General features: G+C 66.0%; 24 protein-coding genes. 14 read left to right on the plus strand and 10 right to left on the minus strand.

Translation table 11 applies throughout. The features are described from left to right. Nucleotides 1–71: 71 nt before the first annotated feature. Entirely contained in the window at nt 72–1,364 is a 1,293-nt protein-coding gene (locus K2Y56_RS02640) for a nicotinate phosphoribosyltransferase (RefSeq protein ID WP_292504733.1), read from the plus strand. Between the two features lie 173 nt (nt 1,365–1,537). On the opposite strand, the gene K2Y56_RS02645 is transcribed toward K2Y56_RS02640, so the two are convergent. Next, complete coding sequence (locus tag K2Y56_RS02645; protein ID WP_292504634.1) at nt 1,538–2,284, minus strand: glucose 1-dehydrogenase; 747 nt, start codon at nt 2,282–2,284, stop codon at nt 1,538–1,540. Nucleotides 2,285–2,390: 106 nt separating this feature from the next. On the opposite strand from K2Y56_RS02645, the gene K2Y56_RS02650 reads away from it, so the two are divergent. After that, on the plus strand, nt 2,391–2,750 hold the full coding sequence (locus K2Y56_RS02650; RefSeq protein WP_292504636.1) for a helix-turn-helix domain-containing protein: 360 nt from the start codon (nt 2,391–2,393) through the stop codon (nt 2,748–2,750). A gap of 175 nt (nt 2,751–2,925) precedes the next feature. Here the strand turns inward: K2Y56_RS02650 and K2Y56_RS02655 are convergent, their stop codons facing one another. Continuing rightward, entirely contained in the window at nt 2,926–3,981 is a 1,056-nt protein-coding gene (locus K2Y56_RS02655; RefSeq protein ID WP_292504639.1) for a methyl-accepting chemotaxis protein, read from the minus strand. Nucleotides 3,982–4,463: 482 nt separating this feature from the next. Here K2Y56_RS02655 and K2Y56_RS02660 point away from each other — a divergent pair, with 482 nt between their 5' ends. The 3 genes from K2Y56_RS02660 to hisN all read left to right on the plus strand — a co-directional run bounded on the left by K2Y56_RS02660 (nt 4,464) and on the right by hisN (nt 8,185). Next, nucleotides 4,464–5,228, plus strand: coding sequence for a 5-oxoprolinase subunit PxpA (locus tag K2Y56_RS02660; protein ID WP_292504641.1), 765 nt, complete (start codon nt 4,464–4,466; stop codon nt 5,226–5,228). A gap of 118 nt (nt 5,229–5,346) precedes the next feature. Beyond that, nucleotides 5,347–7,320: an AI-2E family transporter gene (locus K2Y56_RS02665; protein WP_292504644.1), complete on the plus strand. Its 1,974-nt coding sequence runs from the start codon at nt 5,347–5,349 to the stop codon at nt 7,318–7,320. Between the two features lie 76 nt (nt 7,321–7,396). Beyond that, on the plus strand, nt 7,397–8,185 hold the full coding sequence (hisN, locus tag K2Y56_RS02670; protein ID WP_292504646.1) for a histidinol-phosphatase: 789 nt from the start codon (nt 7,397–7,399) through the stop codon (nt 8,183–8,185). A 7-nt stretch (nt 8,186–8,192) separates the two neighbouring features. On the opposite strand, the gene K2Y56_RS02675 is transcribed toward hisN, so the two are convergent. Together K2Y56_RS02675 and K2Y56_RS02680 are read right to left on the minus strand one after the other, a co-directional pair. Then, nucleotides 8,193–8,675: a peroxiredoxin gene (locus K2Y56_RS02675; protein ID WP_292504649.1), complete on the minus strand. Its 483-nt coding sequence runs from the start codon at nt 8,673–8,675 to the stop codon at nt 8,193–8,195. 97 nt (nt 8,676–8,772) lie between these two features. After that, on the minus strand, nt 8,773–9,762 hold the full coding sequence (locus tag K2Y56_RS02680; protein ID WP_292504652.1) for an alpha/beta hydrolase: 990 nt from the start codon (nt 9,760–9,762) through the stop codon (nt 8,773–8,775). A 179-nt stretch (nt 9,763–9,941) separates the two neighbouring features. Here K2Y56_RS02680 and K2Y56_RS02685 point away from each other — a divergent pair, with 179 nt between their 5' ends. Both K2Y56_RS02685 and K2Y56_RS02690 read left to right on the plus strand, forming a co-directional pair. Continuing rightward, nucleotides 9,942–10,415 carry an Hsp20 family protein gene (locus K2Y56_RS02685; RefSeq protein ID WP_292504656.1) on the plus strand — a complete coding sequence of 158 codons (474 nt, stop codon included), beginning with the start codon at nt 9,942–9,944 and terminating at the stop codon, nt 10,413–10,415. 268 nt (nt 10,416–10,683) lie between these two features. Then, nucleotides 10,684–10,923 (plus strand): hypothetical protein, encoded by a 240-nt coding sequence (locus K2Y56_RS02690; RefSeq protein ID WP_292504659.1) that lies wholly within the window; start codon nt 10,684–10,686, stop codon nt 10,921–10,923. Between the two features lie 28 nt (nt 10,924–10,951). Here the strand turns inward: K2Y56_RS02690 and K2Y56_RS02695 are convergent, their stop codons facing one another. After that, nucleotides 10,952–11,263 carry a hypothetical protein gene (locus K2Y56_RS02695; protein WP_292504662.1) on the minus strand — a complete coding sequence of 104 codons (312 nt, stop codon included), beginning with the start codon at nt 11,261–11,263 and terminating at the stop codon, nt 10,952–10,954. A gap of 141 nt (nt 11,264–11,404) precedes the next feature. Further along, nucleotides 11,405–11,875, minus strand: a complete 471-nt coding sequence (locus K2Y56_RS02700) for an RNA polymerase subunit sigma-70 (RefSeq protein WP_292504664.1) — start codon at nt 11,873–11,875, stop codon at nt 11,405–11,407. A gap of 239 nt (nt 11,876–12,114) precedes the next feature. On the opposite strand from K2Y56_RS02700, the gene K2Y56_RS02705 reads away from it, so the two are divergent. After that, nucleotides 12,115–12,981, plus strand: a complete 867-nt coding sequence (locus tag K2Y56_RS02705) for a Kdo hydroxylase family protein (RefSeq protein ID WP_292504667.1) — start codon at nt 12,115–12,117, stop codon at nt 12,979–12,981. A 48-nt stretch (nt 12,982–13,029) separates the two neighbouring features. Next, on the plus strand, nt 13,030–13,329 hold the full coding sequence (locus tag K2Y56_RS02710) for an antibiotic biosynthesis monooxygenase family protein (RefSeq protein WP_292504669.1): 300 nt from the start codon (nt 13,030–13,032) through the stop codon (nt 13,327–13,329). Nucleotides 13,330–13,336: 7 nt separating this feature from the next. Here K2Y56_RS02710 and K2Y56_RS02715 read toward each other — a convergent pair whose 3' ends face one another. Both K2Y56_RS02715 and K2Y56_RS02720 read right to left on the minus strand, forming a co-directional pair. Next, on the minus strand, nt 13,337–13,780 hold the full coding sequence (locus K2Y56_RS02715) for a hypothetical protein (RefSeq protein ID WP_292504672.1): 444 nt from the start codon (nt 13,778–13,780) through the stop codon (nt 13,337–13,339). Between the two features lie 129 nt (nt 13,781–13,909). Next, entirely contained in the window at nt 13,910–14,248 is a 339-nt protein-coding gene (locus K2Y56_RS02720) for a hypothetical protein (protein WP_292504675.1), read from the minus strand. Nucleotides 14,249–14,465: 217 nt separating this feature from the next. On the opposite strand from K2Y56_RS02720, the gene hemC reads away from it, so the two are divergent. Next, nucleotides 14,466–15,389, plus strand: coding sequence for a hydroxymethylbilane synthase (gene hemC, locus K2Y56_RS02725; RefSeq protein ID WP_292504678.1), 924 nt, complete (start codon nt 14,466–14,468; stop codon nt 15,387–15,389). Between the two features lie 19 nt (nt 15,390–15,408). On the opposite strand, the gene K2Y56_RS02730 is transcribed toward hemC, so the two are convergent. Continuing rightward, nucleotides 15,409–16,470 (minus strand): GSCFA domain-containing protein, encoded by a 1,062-nt coding sequence (locus tag K2Y56_RS02730; RefSeq protein ID WP_292504680.1) that lies wholly within the window; start codon nt 16,468–16,470, stop codon nt 15,409–15,411. A gap of 83 nt (nt 16,471–16,553) precedes the next feature. Here K2Y56_RS02730 and K2Y56_RS02735 point away from each other — a divergent pair, with 83 nt between their 5' ends. After that, nucleotides 16,554–17,582, plus strand: a complete 1,029-nt coding sequence (locus K2Y56_RS02735; protein ID WP_292504683.1) for a WcbI family polysaccharide biosynthesis putative acetyltransferase — start codon at nt 16,554–16,556, stop codon at nt 17,580–17,582. Nucleotides 17,583–17,600: 18 nt separating this feature from the next. Here the strand turns inward: K2Y56_RS02735 and K2Y56_RS02740 are convergent, their stop codons facing one another. Continuing rightward, on the minus strand, nt 17,601–17,996 hold the full coding sequence (locus tag K2Y56_RS02740) for a response regulator (RefSeq protein ID WP_292504690.1): 396 nt from the start codon (nt 17,994–17,996) through the stop codon (nt 17,601–17,603). 344 nt (nt 17,997–18,340) lie between these two features. Here K2Y56_RS02740 and pal point away from each other — a divergent pair, with 344 nt between their 5' ends. From pal to tilS, 3 genes are all read left to right on the plus strand, one after another. Beyond that, nucleotides 18,341–18,841 (plus strand): peptidoglycan-associated lipoprotein Pal, encoded by a 501-nt coding sequence (gene pal, locus K2Y56_RS02745; RefSeq protein ID WP_292504736.1) that lies wholly within the window; start codon nt 18,341–18,343, stop codon nt 18,839–18,841. Between the two features lie 108 nt (nt 18,842–18,949). Then, nucleotides 18,950–19,912: a tol-pal system protein YbgF gene (ybgF, locus tag K2Y56_RS02750; RefSeq protein WP_292504693.1), complete on the plus strand. Its 963-nt coding sequence runs from the start codon at nt 18,950–18,952 to the stop codon at nt 19,910–19,912. 2 nt (nt 19,913–19,914) lie between these two features. Continuing rightward, on the plus strand, nt 19,915–21,030 hold the full coding sequence (gene tilS / locus K2Y56_RS02755; RefSeq protein WP_366848128.1) for a tRNA lysidine(34) synthetase TilS: 1,116 nt from the start codon (nt 19,915–19,917) through the stop codon (nt 21,028–21,030). Nucleotides 21,031–21,066: the final 36 nt, after the last annotated feature.

Below are 21,066 nucleotides of genomic sequence, written 5' to 3' on the forward strand. Positions count from 1 at the left end.
TCGGCCGCCGGACCCATGCGCCTCTGCCGCCGGCGGGCGCTCGAGGTTCCGCGGGGATGATGTCGAACGCCATGGTCGATCTCGCGACACGGGTCCATGACCACAACTTCTCGATCGATCCGATCGTCCGCTCGCTGCTCGACACCGATTTCTACAAGCTCCTGATGGCGCAGACGATTTTTCGCCGCCATCGCGGCACCGCCGTCACCTTCGGCATCCAGAACCGCAGCCGCCAGATCCGCCTCGCCGAGTTCGTCGATCTCGGCGAGTTGCGCGAGCAGCTCGACCATGCCCGCTCGCTGCGCTTGAGCCGTGGCGAGTCGACCTGGTTGCGCGGCAACACCTTCTACGGCCGCCGCCAGATGTTCTCGGCCGATTTCATGGAATGGTTCGAGGGCTTCCGGCTGCCCGAATACGAGCTCGAGGCGCGCGACGGGCAGTACGTGCTCACCTTCCACGGATCCTGGATCGAGACCACGATGTGGGAGGTGCCGGCGCTGGCGATCCTGAACGAGCTGCGCTCGCGTGGCGTGCTGCGCCACCTCGGCAAGTTCGACCTGCAGATCCTCTATGCCCGCGCCATGACCCGGGTCTGGGAGAAGATCGAGCGGCTGAAGCGCCTGCCCGGCCTCTCCATCGCGGATTTCGGCACGCGGCGGCGGCACGGCTTCCTGTGGCAGGATTGGTGCGTCGAGGCGATGCGCGAAGGGCTGGGCGAGGCCTTCCTCGGCACCTCGAACTGCCTGATCGCCCTGCGGCGCGAGGTCGAGGCTGTAGGCACCAATGCGCACGAATTGCCGATGGTCTACGCCGCGCTCGCCGAGGACGACGCCGCGCTCGCCGAAGCGCCCTATGCCGTCCTCAAGGATTGGCAGCAGGATTATGCCGGCAACCTCCTGGTCATGCTGCCCGACACCTACGGCACCACCGGCTTTCTGAGCCATGCCCCGGACTGGATCGATGCCTGGACCGGCATCCGCATCGATTCGAAGGAGCCGATCGAGGGCGGCGAGGAAGTGATCCGCTGGTGGACGTCACGCGGCTCCGATCCGCGCGAGAAGCTGGCGATCTTCTCGGACGGTCTTGACATCGACACCATCGAGGCGATCCACGCGCGCTTCCACGGCCGCATGCGCATCGGCTACGGCTGGGGCACTCTGCTCACCAACGATTTCCGCGGACTCGTGCCGGAGGGAAGGCTCGATCCGATCTCCATCGTCTGCAAGGTGATCTCGGCCAATGGCCGGCCGACGGTGAAGATCTCGGACAACCCCTCTAAGGCGATCGGGCCGGAATCGGAAGTCGCCCGCTACAAGCGGGTGTTCGGCATCGGCGACCTCGAAGCGATGCCGGTCGTGGTGTGACGACGAGCCAGACTCTTCGTTGCGCCCGTCGAGGCTGGCATTTGCCGAGCCGATTTTGGGTACAAGACGGGAGGAGGAGCCAATCCGCAGGCAGCGCGCGGCCTCTCATCCCCTCTTCCCAATTCCAACGTGCGCTCCTCAAAGGGGAGCACGCGTAGGATCGGCGCTGCGTGTCAGCGAATGCCCCCGCTGGCGGTGATGTCCTCGCCGGTCAGCCAGCGGGCATCGTCGGAGGCTAGGAACGCAACGACTCCCGCGATGTCCTCGGGTTGGCCGGCACGTCCAAGTGGGGTCTGTGCGATGATGCCCGCCTCCATCTCGGACCCGACGACGCCGGCCGTATGCGTGCCCTCGGTGATCACCAAGCCGGGACTGACCACGTTGACCCGGATTTTGCGCGGAGCAAGCTCGTTGGCGAGCACACCCGAGATGGCATTCAATGCACCCTTGGTCCCGGCATAGACTGCCGCGGTCGGCGTATGCACATGGGTGATGGCCGAAGAGATGTTGACGATGCTGCCGCCTTCCCCGAGATGCCTCGCTGCCGCCTGCGTCGCCAGCAGGACGCCCAGGACGTTGACGTCGAAGAGCCGGCGGTAATGCTCCTCGGTAACCTCTTCGATCGATGCAAATTCGTAGATGCCGGAATTGTTGACCAGCACGTCGAGGCGGCCGAACTGTTCAACCGCCGCAGCCATCAATCCTTGCGCCTCCGCTGCCTTGGTGACGTCCGCCTGGACGGCGATGGCCCTTCCTCCCGATGAGGTAATCGCTTCGACGACGGCGTCTGCGCCGGCCTTGCTCGATGAATAGTTGACCACGACCGCGGCGCCGTACTTCGCCAGGGCCTTGGCGATGCCCGCCCCGATGCCCTTGGATGCGCCGGTCACGACGGCGACCTTGCCCTGAAGCTTCGACATGTGTGCTAGTCTCCGATGTGGGCCGGTGCCGAGATGATCGCCCGTTCCCATAGTTCGGAACTTCGGAACTATGGGAACTCAGTTCAAGTCCCCATATGAAGAAATCATGAGGCCTCTGTTTCACCCCGCCATCGAGGACGTCCAGCCCGAAGCGATCTTGCATGCGCTCTCGGATCCGAACCGCGCGGCGATCTTCGCGAACATCATGCGCGCCGGCTGCGTCCAGGCCTGCTCGGCGGTCTCCGCATTGGGCGATCGGGTCATCCCGAAATCATCGTTATCCAATCACTTCAAGGTGCTCCGCGAGGCTGGCTTGATCCGCAGCGAGCGTCACGGCGTCGAGATGCGGAACCATTCGCGGTGGTCTGAGGTGGAGGCACGCTTTCCAGGACTGCTTGCGGCGATCATCAACGCCTACGCGGCGGAGGGGGGAGAAGGCTCCTGCGCGCCGGGCGCACAATGGTAGGAGCAACGAGCCAGCGTTCATCCGATCCTCGAGGCAGACTAGATATCCATCCACGGCAGAGGATCGTGCCGCCGATGCGACCGAACCTCATGCTGCGCCTTGGATCGGCTCCAGGCTGACCTTGCACGATACGGAACATGGGTTGGTGGACCGAGGAGGTCGCCCGTAGGGCGTCTCAGCCGGCTGGCTTCTGCACGATGACGCCGTACCAGCCCAGCCCCGCATAGGTCTCGTAGCCGGGGGTGCGGTGGAAGGCGGTAACGATGCCGGTCCTCGGGTCGCGTTGGGCCCCGCTCGCCTGTCCGGCGGATGGAAGGTTCACCGTTTCCGCTAGCACCCCCTGGCCGTCGGAGGCGGCAAGTACACGGCCCTGCGCATCGGCGAGAAGTACGCGGGTCCGCGGCCGATCTTCGGTCGAGACCCTCACTCCCTCCACGATGGCGCGCGCCTGCGATTCCCAATCGAAATGGATTGCGAGGACCCCAAGGGGGTGGCCGCTCGCGCTGCCGCCGGCGCGGATGCTAGCGCAGTAGGTCGCGACCTGGGCGCCACCGAGGAGGTCCTGACGCGCCACGTCGGCGGCGACGTAGCCGTCTCCGTTGTGCAGAGCGGCGGCCTCCTGGAACCACGCTTCGGTGGAAACGTTGCGGCCGATAACGCCAGGATAGCGGTCGGGCCGCCCATGGGCGAGAACACGACCGTCGAGATCGCAAAGCCAAAGGTCGAGATAGACCGTGTAGGCTCCGAGGATCACCTTCAGGCGTTCGCCGGCATAGGCGGCATTCTCACGGGTTGGCCCGGCCGCGCAATCCACGATCGCCGTGTCGGTGGCCCACCAGCGCACGTCGCAGGTCCGCTCATAGAGGTTACGATCTATCAGTTCGACAGCATTGAGAGCGAGGTCCATGAGGCGGTCGTTCTCGGTCGCCTCAGACATGGTCCGGAAACGGTCCTGCAGGCTTGCTATCCGGCCCGATAGCTCGGCGTCGAGGGCTTTCGCGATCGCCTCCACCTCCGACCCGATCGACCGCACCTCCTGCGCCACCACAGAGAAGCCGCGACCCATCTCACCGGCACGCGCCGCCTCGATCAACGCGTTGAGCGCCAGGATCTTGACCTGGCCGGTGATGCCCTGAATCCGGCGGCTCTTGTCGGAGGAAATGCGGCGGATCTCGGCAATCTCTTCGGCAAGGCCCAATCCGTTCGCCTTCCCTGGGGGAGATGTGGTCATCGAAGGACCTGACGCCCCGGCGGCGTTGATCAATCTCGTCACGGCAACCCCATTTCCAGCTTGTGCGACCGCTGACTTATCTCAATAAACGGATTAACGATTTACCAATCTCGCGTGGTTTTTAACCTCCTACGGTTGCAAGGTATGCTTAAATTGAGAGCATTTGCCGAAGATTAGTAATGCAGGTTAAGTACGGTCTGTAAGGGATCTAGTTCGGACGTTTTTATTGGGCCTAAGCCGATCGGCGTAATTGCAATATCTCGGGACGCTTCGTGGCGGCGCAAAATTTATTGAAGTGATTTCGCCCCCGCGCCCCATCGGCAAGCATCGTTTGGCGCGCCCCGACACCGCATCGGCTTCTCATCGCATTCGGGTTGGGCGACAAGTGATGGCAGCGATGGGTAACCGGATGGAGCCGCCGAGCTTCGGAAGCCCGACCCGTCCTTTCGACTTTTTACCCAAAGCGCAGAGACGAACTCGGCATGAATGTCATCGATCTCAACGCCGACCTCGGCGAGGGTTTCGGCCCCTACGCGATCGGCGACGACGCAGTCCTCCTCGACATGGTGACATCGGCGAACGTCGCCTGCGGCTTCCATGCCGGCGACCCCGGGATCATGGTCGCGACCGCCGCGGCGGCGAAGGCACGGGGCGTCGCCATCGGCGCACATCCGGGTTTCGAGGATCGTCGCGGCTTCGGCCGCAGGCCGATGCGTATGAGCACCGCGCAGATCGAGGCGGACATCGCCTACCAGATCGGCGCGTTCCAGGCCTGCGCCGCCATGGCCGGCCACCGGGTCGGCCATGTCAAGGTACATGGCGCCCTCGCGAACCTGTCGAACCGCGAAGACGACGTGGCGGCGGCCATCGCGCGGGCGGTGCGCGCCGTCGACCGGACCCTCGCGGTCGTGGCGATGCCTGGCCTATGCGCCGAGCGGGCAGCGTCGCGCGAAGGCCTCCGGGTCGTGCGTGAGATCTACGCCGATCGCGCCTATGCGGAGGATGGTCATCTGGCAGGCCGGGATGCACCGGGATCCGTCATCCACGATGCCGAAATGGTGGCAAGCCGTGTCCTGAGGATGGTGCAGGTGGGCGCCATAGAAACCGTCGGCAGCTGCCTGATCCCAGTGCAGATCGACACGATCTGCATCCACGGCGACAATCCGGGCGCCGTCGCGACGGCCCGAACGGTGCGCGCCGCACTCGAAAATGCCGGCTACAGGTTGGCCCCATTTACCGATCCCTGACGAGTCCGGCGAGGCCAATCACGTTTCCGTCAGAAATCGTGCGCTCGTTTTGGATCATTTCAGGCTGATCTCCGTTCCTCAACCCGGGCGGTCCGCCCGCGAGGTCGACGAAGCCGGCATGGTCACCAGAACGAACGCGAAGCCGCCCCTCGCACCCCTGAGGGGTACCCGCGTCACGGCAGCGGAGACGCCGCCGGCCATGTTCGTCTCGCCGATCATCGTCACGGCGATCCTGGTCACCGGGCTTTACCTCGGGCGGGAGGTCCTGATCCCGATCGCGATCGCGATCCTGCTGTCCTTCGTGCTCGGCCCCCTGGTCAACCTATTGCGAAAGCTCCGGCTCGGACGCTTTTTCGCCGTGGCGTCCTCGGTCCTGCTCACCCTCGGCATCGCCGCGGCCTTGGCGACGCTGATCGGAGTCCAACTTGCCGACCTCGCCGGCGACGTGCCCCGCTACCGCAACACGATCGAGCGCAAGATCGAAGGCCTGCGCGACAGTCCGGCCGGGAGAATGACCGACTACGTCGCGAATATCGGCCGCTCGATGCGGGAGGGCGACAAGTCGAAGGAGGAAGCGCCAGCGACGGCGCCGACGACGCAGAATGCCCCCGAGAAGCCTGCAGAGAAGCCGGTTCTCGTCGAGGTGCGTGAACATTCGCCGACCCCGATCGAGCTTGCCAACACGCTGCTCTCGCCGATCCTCCACCCGCTGGCGACGATCGGCATCATCTTCATCGTGCTGCTGTTCCTGTTGATGCAGCGAGAAGATCTTCGCGACCGCATGATCCGCCTGGCGGGGTCGAGCGACCTCCACCGGACCACCCTGGCGATGGACGATGCGGCAAGACGCCTGAGCCGGTACTTTCTCGTCCAGCTCGGGCTCAACGTCTCGTTCGGTGTGGTCGTCGGGGTGGGTCTCTACTTCATCGGGGTGCCGAACCCGGTCCTGTGGGGGATCTTCTCGGCGCTGATGCGGTTCGTGCCTTATATCGGCGCCGTCGTCTCGGCCCTGTTCCCGGTCGCCCTCGCAGCGGCGGTGGATCCTGGCTGGTCCATGGTCATCGCCACCCTGATCCTGTTCCTCGTCCTCGAACCGCTGGTCGGCCATTTCATCGAGCCGATGCTGTATGGGCAGTCGACGGGCATGTCGCCCTTCGCGGTGCTCGTCTCGGCCCTGTTCTGGACCTGGCTCTGGGGACCGGTGGGTCTCATCCTGTCCACGCCGCTCACGGTCTGCCTCGTCGTCCTCGGGCGGCATGTCGACAAGCTCGAATTCCTCGAAGTGCTGTTCGGCGACAGGCCGGCGCTGACGCCAGTCGAGAACTTCTATCAGCGCATCCTCGCCGACGACCCTGAGGAAGCACAGGAGCATGCCGAGTTGCTCCTGCAGAAATGCTCCCTCCTCAGCTACTACGACGACGTCGTCCTCAAGGGTCTCGAGCTCGCCGCGCGAGACGCCACCAGGGGGGTTCTCGCCGCCGAGCAGAAGACGGATATCCGGGCGTCGATCGCCGGCCTTGTGGAGGAGATGGCCGACCGGGAGGTCGTCGCCGACGCGAGCGCCGATCCGGCGCCGGTGCCACCGGCCTGGCGTCAGCCCGGCGCCGTCCTGTGTGTTGCCGGCCGCAGCTTCGTCGACGAAGCGGCCTGCGCCATCCTCTCCCAACTCCTGGCGAAACGCGGCTTCGGAACGCGGATCGTGCCGTTCTCCGAGGTGTCTCGCGCGAAGATCGACGAATTCGATCCGGGCCCGGCGAGGATGATCTGCGTCGTGTCGCTGGCCATCAACGGCGAGCCGACGCATCTGCGGCGGCTGGTCACGCGACTCAAGCGTAAGATTCCGGATGCGCGTGTCGGGGTAGGCCTCTGGCAAGCCGAGGATACGCCCCTTGAGGACGAGGCGACACGCAGATCCGTCGGGGCCGACGACGACCTCGTCTCGTTCCGTTCCTCCCTCGACGCGGTAGCTGCCGCAGCTACGGCTTCCCCAGGTCCCGACATCCTTACGCGGGAAGAACCCGCGCCGGGGATCTCGCCGGTGGACCTCCTCGTCGGCCGCACCATCGAGGAGCCAGCTGCCGCGACTGTGTGAGGCTCCCGCGAATAATCCTTGACGGTCGCTCCCGGTCGCGGCTTGCCTTGCAGCAGGATGGGTCAAGGGCGATGCGATGGCTGTGGTGGATCTCGCGCGGTTCATGGAGGATCTGGCCGCACAATCGGGCCAGGCCATCCTCCCCTTCTTCCGCGCAGCCTTCGGCATGGACGACAAGACTCGCGGCACGGCGCCGTTCGATCCGGTCACGGAGGCCGATCGGGCGGCGGAACTTGCCCTTCGCAACCTGATCCGCAGAACTTTCCCGACCCACGGCATTCTGGGCGAGGAATTCGGAGACGAGCGTCTCGACGCCGAATATGTCTGGGTGCTCGACCCGATCGACGGCACGCGCGCCTTCGTCGCCGGTCTTCCGACCTGGGGGACGCTGATCGGCCTCACCCGTGCGGGAACCCCGGTACGCGGCCTCATGCACCAGCCCTATATCGGCGAGTGTTTCTCGGGCGATGGTCGCAATGCCCGGCTGAAGGGGCCTCGCGGCGAGCGCGCCCTGTGCACGCGGCGCCTCGGCACCCTGTCGGAGGCGGTTCTCGCTACCACCGACCCCCGCCTCTTCGCGGAAGGACGCGAGCGCGACGGCTTTACGGCCCTCGAGGCCCGCGTCCGACTCTCGCGCTACGGAACCGATTGCTACGCCTATTGCATGCTGGCGTCCGGCCAGATCGACCTCGTGGTCGAGTCAGGGCTCAAGCCCTACGACATCGTCGCGCTCATCCCGATCATCGAGGGGGCGGGAGGCGTCGTCACGGACTGGGACGGCGGCCCGGCAAACCAGGGCGGCCGCATCGTCGCGGCGGGCGATGCCCGCCTGCACAAGATCGCCTTGGAGATCCTGAGGGGCTGAAGCCCGCTCAGATCACCTTGAGCAGCGCCTCGGCGCCCGAGATCTCTGTCTTCACCGGGACCTCTTCGAGGTTGAGGATGCGGACGACGCCGTCATCGACCAGCATCGAGTAGCGCTTGGAGCGCGGGCCGAGACCGAAGCCGGCGCCATCCATGTCGAGGCCAGTGGCGCGAGCGAATTCAGCATTGCCGTCGGCCAGGAACTCGATGCCCTCGGCACCGCTCGCCTTCTGCCAGGCGTCGAGAACGAACACGTCGTTCACGGATGTGACGGCGATCGCGTCGATACCGCGCGACTTGATCTCGTCGAGCTTGGCGACGAAGCCCGGCAGGTGGTTGCGGTGGCAGCTCGGCGTGAAAGCGCCGGGCACGCCGACAAGGACGACGCGGCGGCCCTTGAACAGGTCGTCGGTGGTCTTGGCTTCGGGACCGTCCGGCCCGTTCACCCGGAACGTCGCCTGCGGCAGGTGTTGGCCAACCTCGATGGTCATCGCTGGTCTCCTGAAGTGCTGGCCGGACTTAGGCCCCGCCCGATGCGCGGCCGGTCTAGCGTGACCGTCGTGGGGTGTCGAGGTCGGGGACCTCGTCTCAGATCACGCTTGGAGCAGCCACGGCCTTCTGGCCGAGCTCGGCAGGCACCGTACCCGGCACGAAGGCGTCGAAGGCTGCCCAGAAATCTTGCCGGATCGCCTCGCTCTCCGACAGTATCTCGTGACGGGCTCCCGGAAGGACGATGATGTCGCCGACCCGCATCCTGGCGGCGAAGCGCTCGGTCGCGGCCGTGTCGCAGACGGGATCGGCCCCCGCTCCGATGATGAGAGTCGGGATCTTGATCGCCCCGGCAAGACGCAGGTCGCGCAGACGCGCCATTGCCCGGAACGCCTCCGCAGCCCAGGCGATGCTGGGATCGCCGACAGCGCCGGCCTCGACTGCCCGTGCCGCCTGCGCGTTCCGGGCGTAGCGGATTGGGTCGCCGCTGAGGCGGTTACCTTCGAACGGCTTCGTCGCGATCGAAACGGAGGTGCCCCCGATGATGTAGCGGCGGCCCAGACCCAGCCGATGGAGTGCACGCGCGAGGAGGCTCGATGCGCGCGGCCAGCGCACCATCTTGATGCCCAGCATCGGCGCCACCATCACCATGCGTTCGAAGGGCAGCCAGCCGTCGATCGCGCCAGTCAGCGCCACCGCCCCGCCCATCGAATGGGCGAGGCCGATATGCGGGCGCGGCGTCAGCGGTCGCAGGATCGTCTCTTCGATGGCCTTGAGGTCGAGACGGAACTCGTCGAAGCGGCCGACATGGCCGCAATGGGCGTCTGGTACGTCACGGGCGGATTCCCCCTGGCCGCGCCAATCGAAGGTAACTACGGCGAAGCCTCGCCCCCGCAGATCCGCGATCGTCTCGTAGTATTTCTCTATGAACTCGGCCCGGCCCTGGATCAGGCAGACCGTACCCCTGACGGTCCGGGTCGTCGGCCGCCAATGTGCCGCCCGCAGGGCAACCCCGTCTTCGGTCGTCACAGGAACCAAGACACCCCCAGGGGGCACCGGGTTTCCGGGAGTATCGGTCAGGGTCAACATCGAGACGTCCGGAATATGAGTAAACCGATCGAAAAAATTCGCAGGCAAGGATGCATCGCCCCCTTGCAAGCTCTGAAGCAAATGCCGACTTATCGGTGGTACCGGCCAATACGGCGGTGCGCAGGTCCGGCCCTCGGGCGGACATCACTATGCATGTTGCTTCTCTTGGAGGATGTGTAATGCGCCAGTTTGATCTTGCACCCCTGTACCGTTCCACTGTCGGCTTCGACCGCCTGTTCTCCGCCCTCGACCAGTTCGTGGCGAGCGACGCGGTGCCAAGCTATCCCCCCTACAATATCGAACGGACGGGCGAGAACGCCTACCGGATCACCGTGGCGGTGGCCGGGTTCACCGAGGCCGATCTTTCGATCGAGGTCAAGGAGAATGCGCTGACCCTGAAGGGCGAGCGCAAAGCCGACAACGCCCCGAAATCCGAGATGCTTCACCAGGGTATCGCCGCCCGGAGCTTCGAGCGACGCTTCCAGCTCGCCGACTACGTTCAGGTGACGGGTGCTGCGCTGGAACACGGTCTCCTGCACATCGATCTCGTCCGCGAGATTCCCGAGGCCAAGAAGCCGCGCACCATCCAGATCGCCGCTGGCGCGACTGCGTCCAAGCCGGTGATTGAGGGTCATGTCCAGCAAGCCGCGTGAGCGATGAGCGGGCTTCGCCGAACGTAGCGAAGGCGTGATCGTTCGGGCGTCCCGGCCAAGAACCGGGGCGCCTTTTTTACTATCGAGTAGACCCTCAACATCGCAGGTCACAGAGTAGCTGAGCCAAATGCCACCGAGATTGGCATAAATCGCCTATGTTATTGCCGATCTGGCCAAGTCTATTAGCTTCGCCCTGTCGCGATACTCGTTTCGGCTTTCGCGCTTGAGAGACGTGTGTGCTCCCGCCTTTTTCTGCGTGGAGCAAGTCATGCCTCGCTACTTCTTCGATGTTCATGACGGTCACATCGAGCGCGACCAAGAAGGCACCGTGTGCGACGATACGCGAGCCGCAGCCCATATGGCGAAGCGCCTGCTTCCCGAGATCGTGCTTAACGAAGTTCCGAAGGATAGCGAGCGCCAGAGCTTCACGGTGCTGGTGACGGATGAGCAGGGCCATCCCGTCTATTCCGCCGTTCTGTGTTTCGTTGGAACTTGGCTGAGCCGCTAGAGCTCTCCCCGCCGTCAACGTCGATCCGTCAGAACCCGCTGCCGAAGCGATCCTCGCGGCCCGGCTCCTTGCAACGATAGCCGATGAAACATTGCGGAGTGTCGCGGGTCGGAGCGAAGGCGCGCGTCGTGATCTCGGTCACCTCGCAGAAGCCACGGTCGCGGACGAAGCGATCATAGGTTGCGCCACCTGTCCCGAGCACGATGCCGCCGGCGCGGGCGACGGTGCCTTGCGCCTGCCGGCATGTCATGTCGACGGTGGAGGCGCGCTGCGCTTCGGCCGGCGTTGGGGCAGCGGCCCCGATGGCACAGAAAGCCGCGGCCGCGAACCTCTTATCCATGATCAGCCCTTTCCCTTGATATTATTTGGGAAACCTGTGGGCCGGCGCCTCGGGTCCATGCAAAAACGCGCGAAACCTCCCGACGCGCACGAGATCGTCTCGCGCACATCGGACGTTCGCATTGATCGATCCCTGCAACGCCTAAAGATCGCCGAAGATCAACTGCCCTTGAGGACTCGCAGGCTTGGGCCGGGGCGCGGCCCGGTCCGACTTTGCCGCATCGGCGGCCGGCGGTTTCCTCGCCGCACTCGACCGCACCGGGGGCCGGGGCTTGGCATCGCCGCGCATCTTCGCCTTGGCACGATCGCGGGCCACCGCCTCCTCGGAATGCGGGTCGTCGTTCAGCCACTTTCCGCGCTTGATCACCTCGTTGACCCGGCCCTGGTTGACGCCGACTTTGAAGGCGATCTCCTGCTGGGTCATCCCGGTCGTGGCGTGAAGGTCGAGGATCGCGCGGGCGAGCTCAGGTGTCATCTTCTGGCCGGTGAGGCGGCGGGCCGGCTTGATCGTCCGCGTCGCGCGGTCGCGCTCGCGAAGGCGCTCGAGCAGCGCGAGCGCCATCAGCATGCCGTGCTCGCGCAGGGCCTCCTCGAATTCCTTCAACGTCGCCATCGGCGTGATCCCCGTCGGCTCGGCAAGCGGTTAAAGCATAACGCTACCCATGATAGCGCGGTTGCCGAGGACCGTGGTCTCCTTCGCCACTGGTGACAACCGTCGGCAAGCGTCATCCACCGCAAAGAGCCTCTCCCTGTCGCCGAGCGGCGCGCGCCCATGGCCTCGAGGCGCTTGGCCTTCGGCCATCGCATCGGCTACACCGCCGCGGCCCTGTCGCCGCCCGGAGTGTCATACCGATGATCAGCCCCATCGTGTCCGTTCCGCAAGGCGGCGTCCCGGCCCAGACTTCGAGCCTCGTCGAGGCCCTCGAAGGCGGTGCCGTGCTGGTCTTCCCGGATCTCGATTTCCCCTTGAGCCCGTTCGAGCAGCGCTTCGTCGAGCGTCCCTTCGCCGACGGCAAGGCCAAGAACGTGAACATCCGCGGCGAGGCCGCGATCCTGAAGGGCGCAGCCGGAACCGAGGAGGAGCGGGCGGCCCTGCGCGCGCTCCTCATCCGATATCGCGGCTTCGCGGAAGACCTCATCCGCACCCATCTGCCGGCCTATGCCGGCAAGGTGACGCTGGCGGGCACCTCGTATCGCCCGTTCGAGGTCGACCAGCGAAAGCTGAGCTGGCGGCGCGACGACACCCGCCTTCATGTCGACGCCTTCCCATCGAACCCGATCGGCGAGAAGCGGATCCTCAGGATCTTCCGCAACATCAACCCGGAAGGTCAGCCGCGGCTCTGGCGGGTCGGCGAGGATTTCGGATCGATGGCGGAGCGGTTCCTGCCGCGGCTGCCGGGCTACTCGCCGCTCTCCGCGCGCCTCCTCGCGGCCCTGCGCATCACGAAGGCGCGGCGCTCAGAATACGACCACCTGATGCTGCACCTGCACGACGCCCTCAAGCAGGACGAGGCGTACCAGACGAGCGCACCCCAGGCGGACGTGACCTTCGCCCCCGGCCAGACCTGGGTGACCTTCTCCGATCTCGTGATGCATGGGGCCATGGGCGGGCGCTACATGCTTGAGCAGACGGGATACCTGCGTGTCGCCGACCAGGCCGATCCCGAGCGCAGTCCGCAACGCATCCTTGCAAGGAAGCTCGGGCGCGCACTTCGGTAAGCCAGAGCCGTCTTCAACGCCGGCCAACGAGTGAGCAGGAACAGACGAATGATCCTCGAAATCGCGCAGATCGACCTGAAGCCCGGCACCGAGGCGGATTTCGAAGGCGCCATCGCCAAGGCCGCCATCTATTTCCAGAACGCCAAGGGATGCCGCAGCTTCATGGTCAGGCGCTCGGTGGAGAAGCCGCTCCGCTATCGGCTGCTGATCGAGTGGGATACCCTGGAAGACCACACGACCGGGTTCGTGAACACGCAGCCCTGGAAGGATTACCGGGCGCTGGTCTCTCCGTACTTCGAGAGCCCGCCGCAGGTGGAGCATACCGAGTTGTCACTGAAGGCGTTCTGAGACCGGCTCACTGGCCCGAGCCGCGCACAAGCATCTTGAGTCGGTTGTCGAGGATCTCCCAGCGCTCGGAGATGCCTTTCCTTGCGCATTTCTCGAAGGAGTTCTCGGCGAAGAACCCGATGTCCTGGTGAACACGCCTGCAATCGAGAACCGGCGGGACCGAAACGACGAGCGGCACGATCAGCAACAGCAGCAGGATGTCGAAGACGGCCCAGAGCGGCCATGACTTCGAGGATTGTGCCCTGGCTCCCCCATCGGCGCCCGGCCTCCTCGATGCCCGACGATTGTCCTGGTAGCCGGCCTTGAGCCGTTCCCTGGCTTCGCTGCGAAGGGCGACCTCTTCGGCGGACGCAGCGCCGTGAATCTCTGAACTCGACGATACGTTCGCCAGGCGCCGCTGCAGCGGATCGGGTAGTTCGGATGCGTTTCGCCTGATGATGTTGAAGTGCATATCCGCCTCGATCCGGAAGCCGATGGCCGTCCAGCGCCAGAAGATGATGGATAGATCCTAAGATAACCTTGGTTGCAGTGAGCCGGCCTTTCCCACCTTCGACGCCGAGAAGTCAGTCGGAGGGCCGCTTCAGCGGATCGCCCGCGAAAGGGTGCGCATGGTGTCTTCTAAGGTAGAGAGACGCCCGGTCAGATCTTCGCGTGTGCAGGCGCTGATCCTGAAGACGTCCGGCATGAAGCTGCTTCCCGAGCGGTTGCGGCAATCGACCAGGAACGATCCGATGAGCAACACGCTCAGGGGCAAGATGAACACGAGGAACCGGACGAGGCGATACATCCGCACGAATAGCCCAGGCGACGAGCGCGGACGCTCCCGTCGAGCGGGTGAACGCCTCTCGTCGTCCTCGTCGCGGTAATGCGAGCGGGTGGTGTCGAATTCGTCGTCATCCCGCACCGCGCCGCGCCGCATGCCATTGCCCCTTTTGCCGCTCCCGGACAACGTTAGGTCGAAATCGCTGACGTTCGGCTAACGTGATCGAGGCAATGTCGTCGAACTTCGTCATGACCTGGCCGGCGACTTTCCACGGGCAGGCGGTGACAGGCGCGCGCCGGTTGCGTACCAAGGCCGAGGTCCAGCCGTCGCGGCAGCGTCGTGTTGAGAACAAATCTCGGAGAATGCGCCGCCCATGATCCAGCGTCCCCTGCGCATCGGCACCCGCGGCAGCCCGATGGCCTTGGCCCAGACCGGGATGGTGCGCGACAAGATCGTGGCCGCCAATCCGGGGCTCGAGACCGAGATCGTTGTCGTCAACACCGTCGCCGACCGCATCCTCGATAGGCCGCTCTCCGAGATCGGTGGCAAGGGTCTGTTTACCAAGGAATTGGAACAGGCACTCTATGCCGACGTCGTCGACGTCGCCGTTCATTCCATGAAGGATGTCGAGACCTGGCTGCCTGAAGGCCTCATCATCGCCTGCATCCTCGAGCGGGACGATCCTCGCGATGCCTTCCTGGCGCGGGACGTCGACCGCCTCTCGGACCTGCCCCCTGGATCGCGCGTCGGCACCTCGTCCCTTCGCCGGGCCGCTCAGGTGCTCATGCGCCGGCCGGACCTCGGCATCGTTCCCCTGCGAGGGAATGCGAACACCCGCATGCGCAAGCTGGAGGAGGGGACCTGCGACGCGACCCTGCTCGCTCTGTGCGGGCTGGAGCGCCTCGGAATGGTCGATGTGGCGCGCAGCGTCCTCGCCGTCGACGAGATGCTGCCGGCGGTGGCGCAGGGCGCCCTCGGCATCGAAACGCGCGAGGACGACGCCGACATCCGCGCGCTGCTGGCTCCGCTGGTCTCGGAAAGAGCCACCGCAGAACTCGCGGCCGAGCGTGGGCTTCTGGCCGAGCTCGACGGCTCGTGCCGCACGCCCATCGCCGCCCTCGCGCGCATCGAGGGAGACCAGCTCTCCCTCGACGGCCTGCTGTTCCTGCCCGACGGCAGCGCCCATTGGGCGGTGCAGCGCTCCGGATCGGTCGCCGACGCGGCCAGGATCGGTCGGGAGGCCGGCGCCGAACTGAAGCGCAAGGCCGGAGACACCTACGCCCGGCACCTGCAATAGGGCGGCGCCCTACGAGACGTCAGGCGACGCTGCGCTCGATCTCCTCCTCGTCGCAGATGACGCCCACCGTGCGGGCGAACTCGCCGCCGATCCCGTTGACCGCCTGTGCCGGGGCGGCTCGGTCCTGCGCGAAGGTGGCGAGGAACGAGCGCATCACGTGACGCACCCCGGCGTCGTTGATGGTGCGCAGATCCTCGTTGTAGTAGCGCGCCGCATTCACATTGCTGGTGACGAGGTCATAGGCCGGGAAGTACACCGTCCTCGGATCGTCCGTATCGCAGACCTCGCCGGCGGCGACCCGGAGCACCGACTTCGAGTAGCTGTTCGAGACCATGACGTGCCGATCCATGTAGGTGGCGATCATCGGCACCGGGGAGACCGTGAAGATCACGCGGGCGGCGGGATTGACGCTCCAGAGCCGGTCGAGGAAGCCCTGAAGGTCGCTGCGGACCTCGGCGGCACCGGCATTGACGCATTCGTACAATGCGGGATCAAAGGTTCCGCCGGCGATCCCAGGGGCGAGCGGCAAGGCCGACCCGTCGGCGCGGTAGCGCCAGCCTTCGGTGAGGCCGAGGGTGAGGACGAAGACGTCGAGCGTCCGGAAAAGCTCGCGGACCTGCTCGAAATGCTCCTCCCGGGCAGCCAGGAGGTCGGCTTCGGTGGCGAAACCGGCCGGCTCGACAGTGGGCCTGAACGGATCGACGTAGCGGCCATCCTCGCGCAGCCACGAGGAGAGGGCAGGGGTGAAGCTGCCAAAGGCGCGGTCGAAAAGCTGGGTGAACTGGCGGGTATAGTAAAGGTTGCCGTAGCGCGCCGAGAAGGTGCCGAACTGCCGGGCCTGCGCCTCATCGGTGGCCATGCCGGCGGGAGCCCGCTCGGTGATGTAGTAGTTGAAGCCGGCCTCCCGCAGGGCCTCGGCCACCCGCTGAGCGAAGCAGGAACCGCCCGTCGCCACCCTGTCGTTCCGGCCGATGGCAAAGGTGCCGAAGGGGCGCGGGTCCACCGCGAAGGGCGGTACGTTGGTCACGACCTTGCGCCAAAAACGCTCGGCCGGTAGATTGCTGTAAGGGTTTAGCGCCATCGACGAACCTTTCTTGCATCGACCTTTAGCCGCGACCAAGCTCGTGGCGACGATCTCGTCCCAATCGAAACGCGGCACGTTCCTTGGCTCTGTATACTCTGCCTCGGCGCACCTTCGAGGCGTTCAGCTTGTCGGCGCCATCCTGGGCGACACCATGGCGCCGGGCCGGTGCGTCCGAGCCGCGCCGCTCGGGTCCGAAGATCGCGCTCATCGGCAATTGCCAGGCCCGCGAGGTCGGGCACGCGATCCGTCTGATGAAGCCGGGAAGTCCGGTCACCTATATCCCGATGGTGACGCTGCGGCGCGAGTACGGCGACCTTCTGGGCCTCGCCAAGGCGCTGTCCGCCTACGACTACGTCTTCTCGCAGTTCTTTCCATCGGATTTGATCGCGGGCGGATATCCCGGCCTCGCCGACATCGAAAAACGCCTCAGGCCGTTCCCCACCATCGTGTTTCCGGCCTACCACCCGGACATGGTCTATGCAGGGGCGGTGGCACGGCTCTCAGCCCTGAAGCTCGCGCGCTCACCGCTCGGGCAGTATCATTCGGCCATCGCTCTTTGCGCCTATCGGCTTGGGCTGACCGTCGCGCAGACGACGACGCTCTACCGCGAGGAGGTGTTCGCCCGCCTCGGATATCTCGCCTCATGGGACATGGCGGTACAGGACCTCCTCGCCAACGCCCGGAGCATCGGCTTTCCGCTCGATGGCGAGATCGTCCGGTGGGCCCGGCGCAGCAGCTTCATGCACGGGATCAACCATCCCAAATCCTTCGTGATCGGGGATATTGCCCGCCGCCTCCTCGACGAGAGCGGCCTGTCTCCCGAACCCGTTGCCGTCGAGGACTACCTCGGTGACGAACTCGCTCGCGACGTGGTCTGGCCGATCTATCCGGCCATCGCCGAGGCCTACGGCCTGTCGGGTTCGTACCTGTTCAAAGCGCGCCCGCGCGGCAAGGCCTTCCCGGCTCTCTACGACCTGACCGGCTTCATCGCCGCGAGCTTCGAACTCTACGCGCAGACCGATGAGGCGGGGCGCGCCTGCGACAGGGTCGACGCGTGGATCGCAACGCCCGGGATCCTCGACCTGTTCATGGCGGCCAAAGCAGCCTGAGCCCGTATCGCAGCGTCTTCAGCTCGCGGCTCGCAGAGGGACCGCATGTTCGGCTCGGGCCATCATCCGGGCGAGTTCAACGATCTCGGCGACGTGGAAGGGTTTGCGGAAGAACACGCCGCCCGTCGCCGAAACCCGGGCCGGGCGAGGCGAGACCGAGGCATAGATCACGGGCCGGCGGGGATTGAAGGCTCGATAAGCCTCTGCCACGGTCCAGCCGTCGATGAGGCCGGGCAGGTTGATATCGGTGAAGAGCCAGTCGATCCGGCCGCCGCTTCGGCGAAGGAGCGTCAGCGCGTCCTCGCCGCTCGACGCGGCGAAAACCTTGAGGCCCGCCCGCTCGCACAGGTTGGTCAGCATCTCGAGGAGCACGTAGTTGTCCTCGACGAGCAGTACGACTGTTTTGCGGTCCATGGGCGGCCGTTCATGTGAAGACCGCGGCAAGATAGGAAAATAATGGTTAATCGGTCCTCAACGGATCAGGGTACCGTCAAGCTTTTCGAGAGGACGACGCCGCCCGCGCCGCGGGCGCGCCGCATTCCTGCGCTCTGGATCAGGACAAGGCGTCGTCGTGCGGGTGCGCACGTCGCGAGGCGCCCTAACGCAACGTCAAGGTTGACGGAACCTTCGCTTAACCGGAACGGCTTAGACCCATCTCACCGAGCCTGCGGCGACGCGGCGAGAGGCGGCCGTTCGATGGTGGCGGCAGAAATATCGGACGGATTGGCTCTCGGGCCGCGTCCCTGGAGACGACGATGATGGTGACGATCGCTCGCTTGCGCGTGTTCCCGATGATGGCGGCCCTGTGCGCGGCCCTCAGTGTGGCTGCCTGCACCAACGACAAGGATCTGGCCGACGCCTCCGGCTTCGGTGGCGGTGCGGGCACTCCGGGCAGCGCGCAGGATTTCGTGGTCAATGTCGGCGATCGTGTCTTCTTCGAGTCCGACTCCACCGACCTGACACCGACCGCGACCTCGACGCTCGACAAGCAGGCGCAGTGGCTTCAGCGCTACCCGCGCTACACTTTCCTGATCGAAGGCCATGCCGACGAGCGCGGCACCCGCGAGTACAACTTTTCTCTCGGCGCCCGGCGCGCCCAGGCGGTGAACGACTATCTCGCCTCGCGCGGCATCGCCGCCGGCCGCATCCGGACCGTGTCCTATGGCAAGGAGCGCCCGGTCGCCGTCTGCAACGACATCTCATGCTGGTCGCAGAACCGCCGTGCGGTGACTGTGCTCGACCGCGGCGCAGGCTCGTAGCGACGCGACGCCGTAATTTTGCCGCGGCGCCCCGCATCTGATATCGGCCGGGCTGCTGGATCGAGATGCGATCCGGCCGATCCGACACGACCACCGGTGCTGAAAGCCATGTTTCGTCGATTCCTGCTAACCGCCTGTCTTGGCGTCGCAATCACCGCCCCGGCGGCAGCGCAGGACGGCGCCGAATTCGTCGTCCGCCTCAACCGGATCGAGAACCAGTCCCGCCAGATGGCAGGGCAGATCGAGACGCTCCAGTACGAGAACCGGCAGCTCAAGGAGCAGCTCCGCAAGTTCCAGGAGGACGTCGAGTTCCGCCTGAACGAGCAGAAGGGCGGCGCCAAGCCCTCCGCTCCCTCGGGGACGAATCCGGGCCAGGCCAAACCGCAGAAGCGCAGCGATGCCTTCGATCCAGAGCAGAACCCCGGCCGGCCGGGGGCACCGATACCGCTCGGGTCCATCACACCGTCCGCCGAGACCTCCGGTGCCATCGCGACGCTCCAGGCCGCGGCGCCGCCGCAGCGCGGCCGCACCCTGCCGCCGACCGTAGTCGAGTCAGACGAAGAGGACGGTAATCTTCCGCCGCCTGGCCTCGGCGGCCCCGTCGACCTGACTCCGCCGGCCCGCCTTCCGTCCACCGCTGCCGTGGCAAGGCCGGGCGGCAGCGTGGCTGCCACCGGAACTGGAGATGCGGAGGCCGATTTTGAATCCGCCTACGCCCTCGTCCAGCAGCGGCAATACGAGCAGGCCGAAATGAGCCTGCGCCAGTTCATCCAGTCGCATCCCCGCGATCGCCAAGTCGGGGCCGCTACCTACTGGCTCGGCGAGACCTACCTGCAGCGCAACCGCAACCGGGAGGCGGCGGAGCAGTTCCTGAAGGTCTCGACCGATTACGCGCGCTCGCCGCAGGCGCCAGAGGCAATGCTGAAGCTCGGCGCCTCGCTCAACGCCCTCGGAGCACGTGAACAGGCTTGCGCGACCCTGGCCGAACTCGAACGCAAGTTTCCTTCGGCCGGCGCCAGCGTCCGCCAGAACGTCGCCCGCGAGCAGAAGCGCGCGCGCTGCGCTGCCTGAGCGTGGCGCACGATGTCGACCAGCCGTCCGATGACGCGCTAGGACGGTGGCTGTGGCCGTTCTTCGAAGGATCTTCCAGCCGGATAGTCCTCGCCGTCTCCGGTGGCCCGGATTCGACGGCACTGATGCATGCAGCGGCACAGGCCGGCGGAACATCCCGCCTCATCGTCGCCACCGTCCATCACGGCCTGCGACCGGAATCGGCTGAAGAAGCCGCAAAGGTCGCGGCGAGCGCTGCCGCCCTGGGTTTGTCGCACGAGACCCTGACCTGGGCTGATACAAAGCCCGCGACCGGCATCGCCGCGGCGGCGAGGACGGCCCGCTACCGACTGCTGGGCAACCATGCGCGGTCGATCGGCGCCGATCTCGTTCTCACCGGTCACACCCGCGATGATCAGGCCGAGACCGTTCTGATGCGACTTCTCGCCGGTAGCGGCCCGACCGGGCTTGCCGGGATGCGGCGCGAGCGCGAGCTGGAGCCGGGCATCCGCCTCGGCCGGCCCTTCCTCTCGGTGCCGAAGGCGGAGCTCGTCGCCTATTGCGAGCGTCACGGCCTTGACTACCTGCGCGACCCTTCGAACCACGACGATCGCTACGGCCGTGCCCGGCTCCGCCGCGTCATGCCCCTCCTCGCCGCCGACGGATTGAGCGCCGAGCGGCTATGCAGGTTGGCGGAGCGCAGCGCCCGCGACGACGATGCCCTCGCCGCGGCTGCTCAGGAGACGCTGCAGGAGACTGTCAGATCAGGCATTCGCGGCTTGACCCTGGACGGCCAGGCGCTCGCGGCCCTGCCTCGCGCCCTCCTGATAAGAGTCGTCGCAGCCGCCCTCGAGCGGGCGGGGGCTGGGGGCGCGATCCGGCTGGAGCGCCTCGAACGTCTCGTCCTCGGCGAGCTGCTGCCGGCCCTCCAGGCCCGAACCCCGCTTCGGCGGACATTGGCGGGAATCCTGATCGTCGTGGGGCGTTCCGGCGAGGTCACCCTGGCCGCGGCGCCGGCCCGTCGATCGGCGGTCGAACGCCCGGCTCCTCCACAGGCCGGCACCCTTGCCGCAGGCGCGCCTGATTTACTTGGCAAGGGTGATGGGGCTGCCTACATTGGACCTGCGTGCCAGGATTGATCTGCGAGTACGCAGCGCGCCGCACGCCCCCAGGGA

This window comes from Methylobacterium sp. (assembly GCF_019745455.1).
GTDB lineage: Bacteria > Pseudomonadota > Alphaproteobacteria > Rhizobiales > Beijerinckiaceae > Methylobacterium.

What these genes read in the sequence shown, in the direction of transcription:
- K2Y56_RS02640 (WP_292504733.1), top strand. Translation starts at nt 72, where the DNA reads ATGGTCGATCTCGCGACACGGGTCCATGACCACAACTTCTCGATCGAT.
- K2Y56_RS02645 (WP_292504634.1), bottom strand. Translation starts at nt 2,284, where the DNA reads ATGTCGAAGCTTCAGGGCAAGGTCGCCGTCGTGACCGGCGCATCCAAG.
- K2Y56_RS02650 (WP_292504636.1), top strand. Translation starts at nt 2,391, where the DNA reads ATGAGGCCTCTGTTTCACCCCGCCATCGAGGACGTCCAGCCCGAAGCG.
- K2Y56_RS02655 (WP_292504639.1), bottom strand. Translation starts at nt 3,981, where the DNA reads ATGACCACATCTCCCCCAGGGAAGGCGAACGGATTGGGCCTTGCCGAA.
- K2Y56_RS02660 (WP_292504641.1), top strand. Translation starts at nt 4,464, where the DNA reads ATGAATGTCATCGATCTCAACGCCGACCTCGGCGAGGGTTTCGGCCCC.
- K2Y56_RS02665 (WP_292504644.1), top strand. Translation starts at nt 5,347, where the DNA reads ATGGTCACCAGAACGAACGCGAAGCCGCCCCTCGCACCCCTGAGGGGT.
- hisN (WP_292504646.1), top strand. Translation starts at nt 7,397, where the DNA reads ATGGCTGTGGTGGATCTCGCGCGGTTCATGGAGGATCTGGCCGCACAA.
- K2Y56_RS02675 (WP_292504649.1), bottom strand. Translation starts at nt 8,675, where the DNA reads ATGACCATCGAGGTTGGCCAACACCTGCCGCAGGCGACGTTCCGGGTG.
- K2Y56_RS02680 (WP_292504652.1), bottom strand. Translation starts at nt 9,762, where the DNA reads ATGTTGACCCTGACCGATACTCCCGGAAACCCGGTGCCCCCTGGGGGT.
- K2Y56_RS02685 (WP_292504656.1), top strand. Translation starts at nt 9,942, where the DNA reads ATGCGCCAGTTTGATCTTGCACCCCTGTACCGTTCCACTGTCGGCTTC.
- K2Y56_RS02690 (WP_292504659.1), top strand. Translation starts at nt 10,684, where the DNA reads ATGCCTCGCTACTTCTTCGATGTTCATGACGGTCACATCGAGCGCGAC.
- K2Y56_RS02695 (WP_292504662.1), bottom strand. Translation starts at nt 11,263, where the DNA reads ATGGATAAGAGGTTCGCGGCCGCGGCTTTCTGTGCCATCGGGGCCGCT.
- K2Y56_RS02700 (WP_292504664.1), bottom strand. Translation starts at nt 11,875, where the DNA reads ATGGCGACGTTGAAGGAATTCGAGGAGGCCCTGCGCGAGCACGGCATG.
- K2Y56_RS02705 (WP_292504667.1), top strand. Translation starts at nt 12,115, where the DNA reads ATGATCAGCCCCATCGTGTCCGTTCCGCAAGGCGGCGTCCCGGCCCAG.
- K2Y56_RS02710 (WP_292504669.1), top strand. Translation starts at nt 13,030, where the DNA reads ATGATCCTCGAAATCGCGCAGATCGACCTGAAGCCCGGCACCGAGGCG.
- K2Y56_RS02715 (WP_292504672.1), bottom strand. Translation starts at nt 13,780, where the DNA reads ATGCACTTCAACATCATCAGGCGAAACGCATCCGAACTACCCGATCCG.
- K2Y56_RS02720 (WP_292504675.1), bottom strand. Translation starts at nt 14,248, where the DNA reads ATGCGGCGCGGCGCGGTGCGGGATGACGACGAATTCGACACCACCCGC.
- hemC (WP_292504678.1), top strand. Translation starts at nt 14,466, where the DNA reads ATGATCCAGCGTCCCCTGCGCATCGGCACCCGCGGCAGCCCGATGGCC.
- K2Y56_RS02730 (WP_292504680.1), bottom strand. Translation starts at nt 16,470, where the DNA reads ATGGCGCTAAACCCTTACAGCAATCTACCGGCCGAGCGTTTTTGGCGC.
- K2Y56_RS02740 (WP_292504690.1), bottom strand. Translation starts at nt 17,996, where the DNA reads ATGGACCGCAAAACAGTCGTACTGCTCGTCGAGGACAACTACGTGCTC.
- pal (WP_292504736.1), top strand. Translation starts at nt 18,341, where the DNA reads ATGGTGACGATCGCTCGCTTGCGCGTGTTCCCGATGATGGCGGCCCTG.
- ybgF (WP_292504693.1), top strand. Translation starts at nt 18,950, where the DNA reads ATGTTTCGTCGATTCCTGCTAACCGCCTGTCTTGGCGTCGCAATCACC.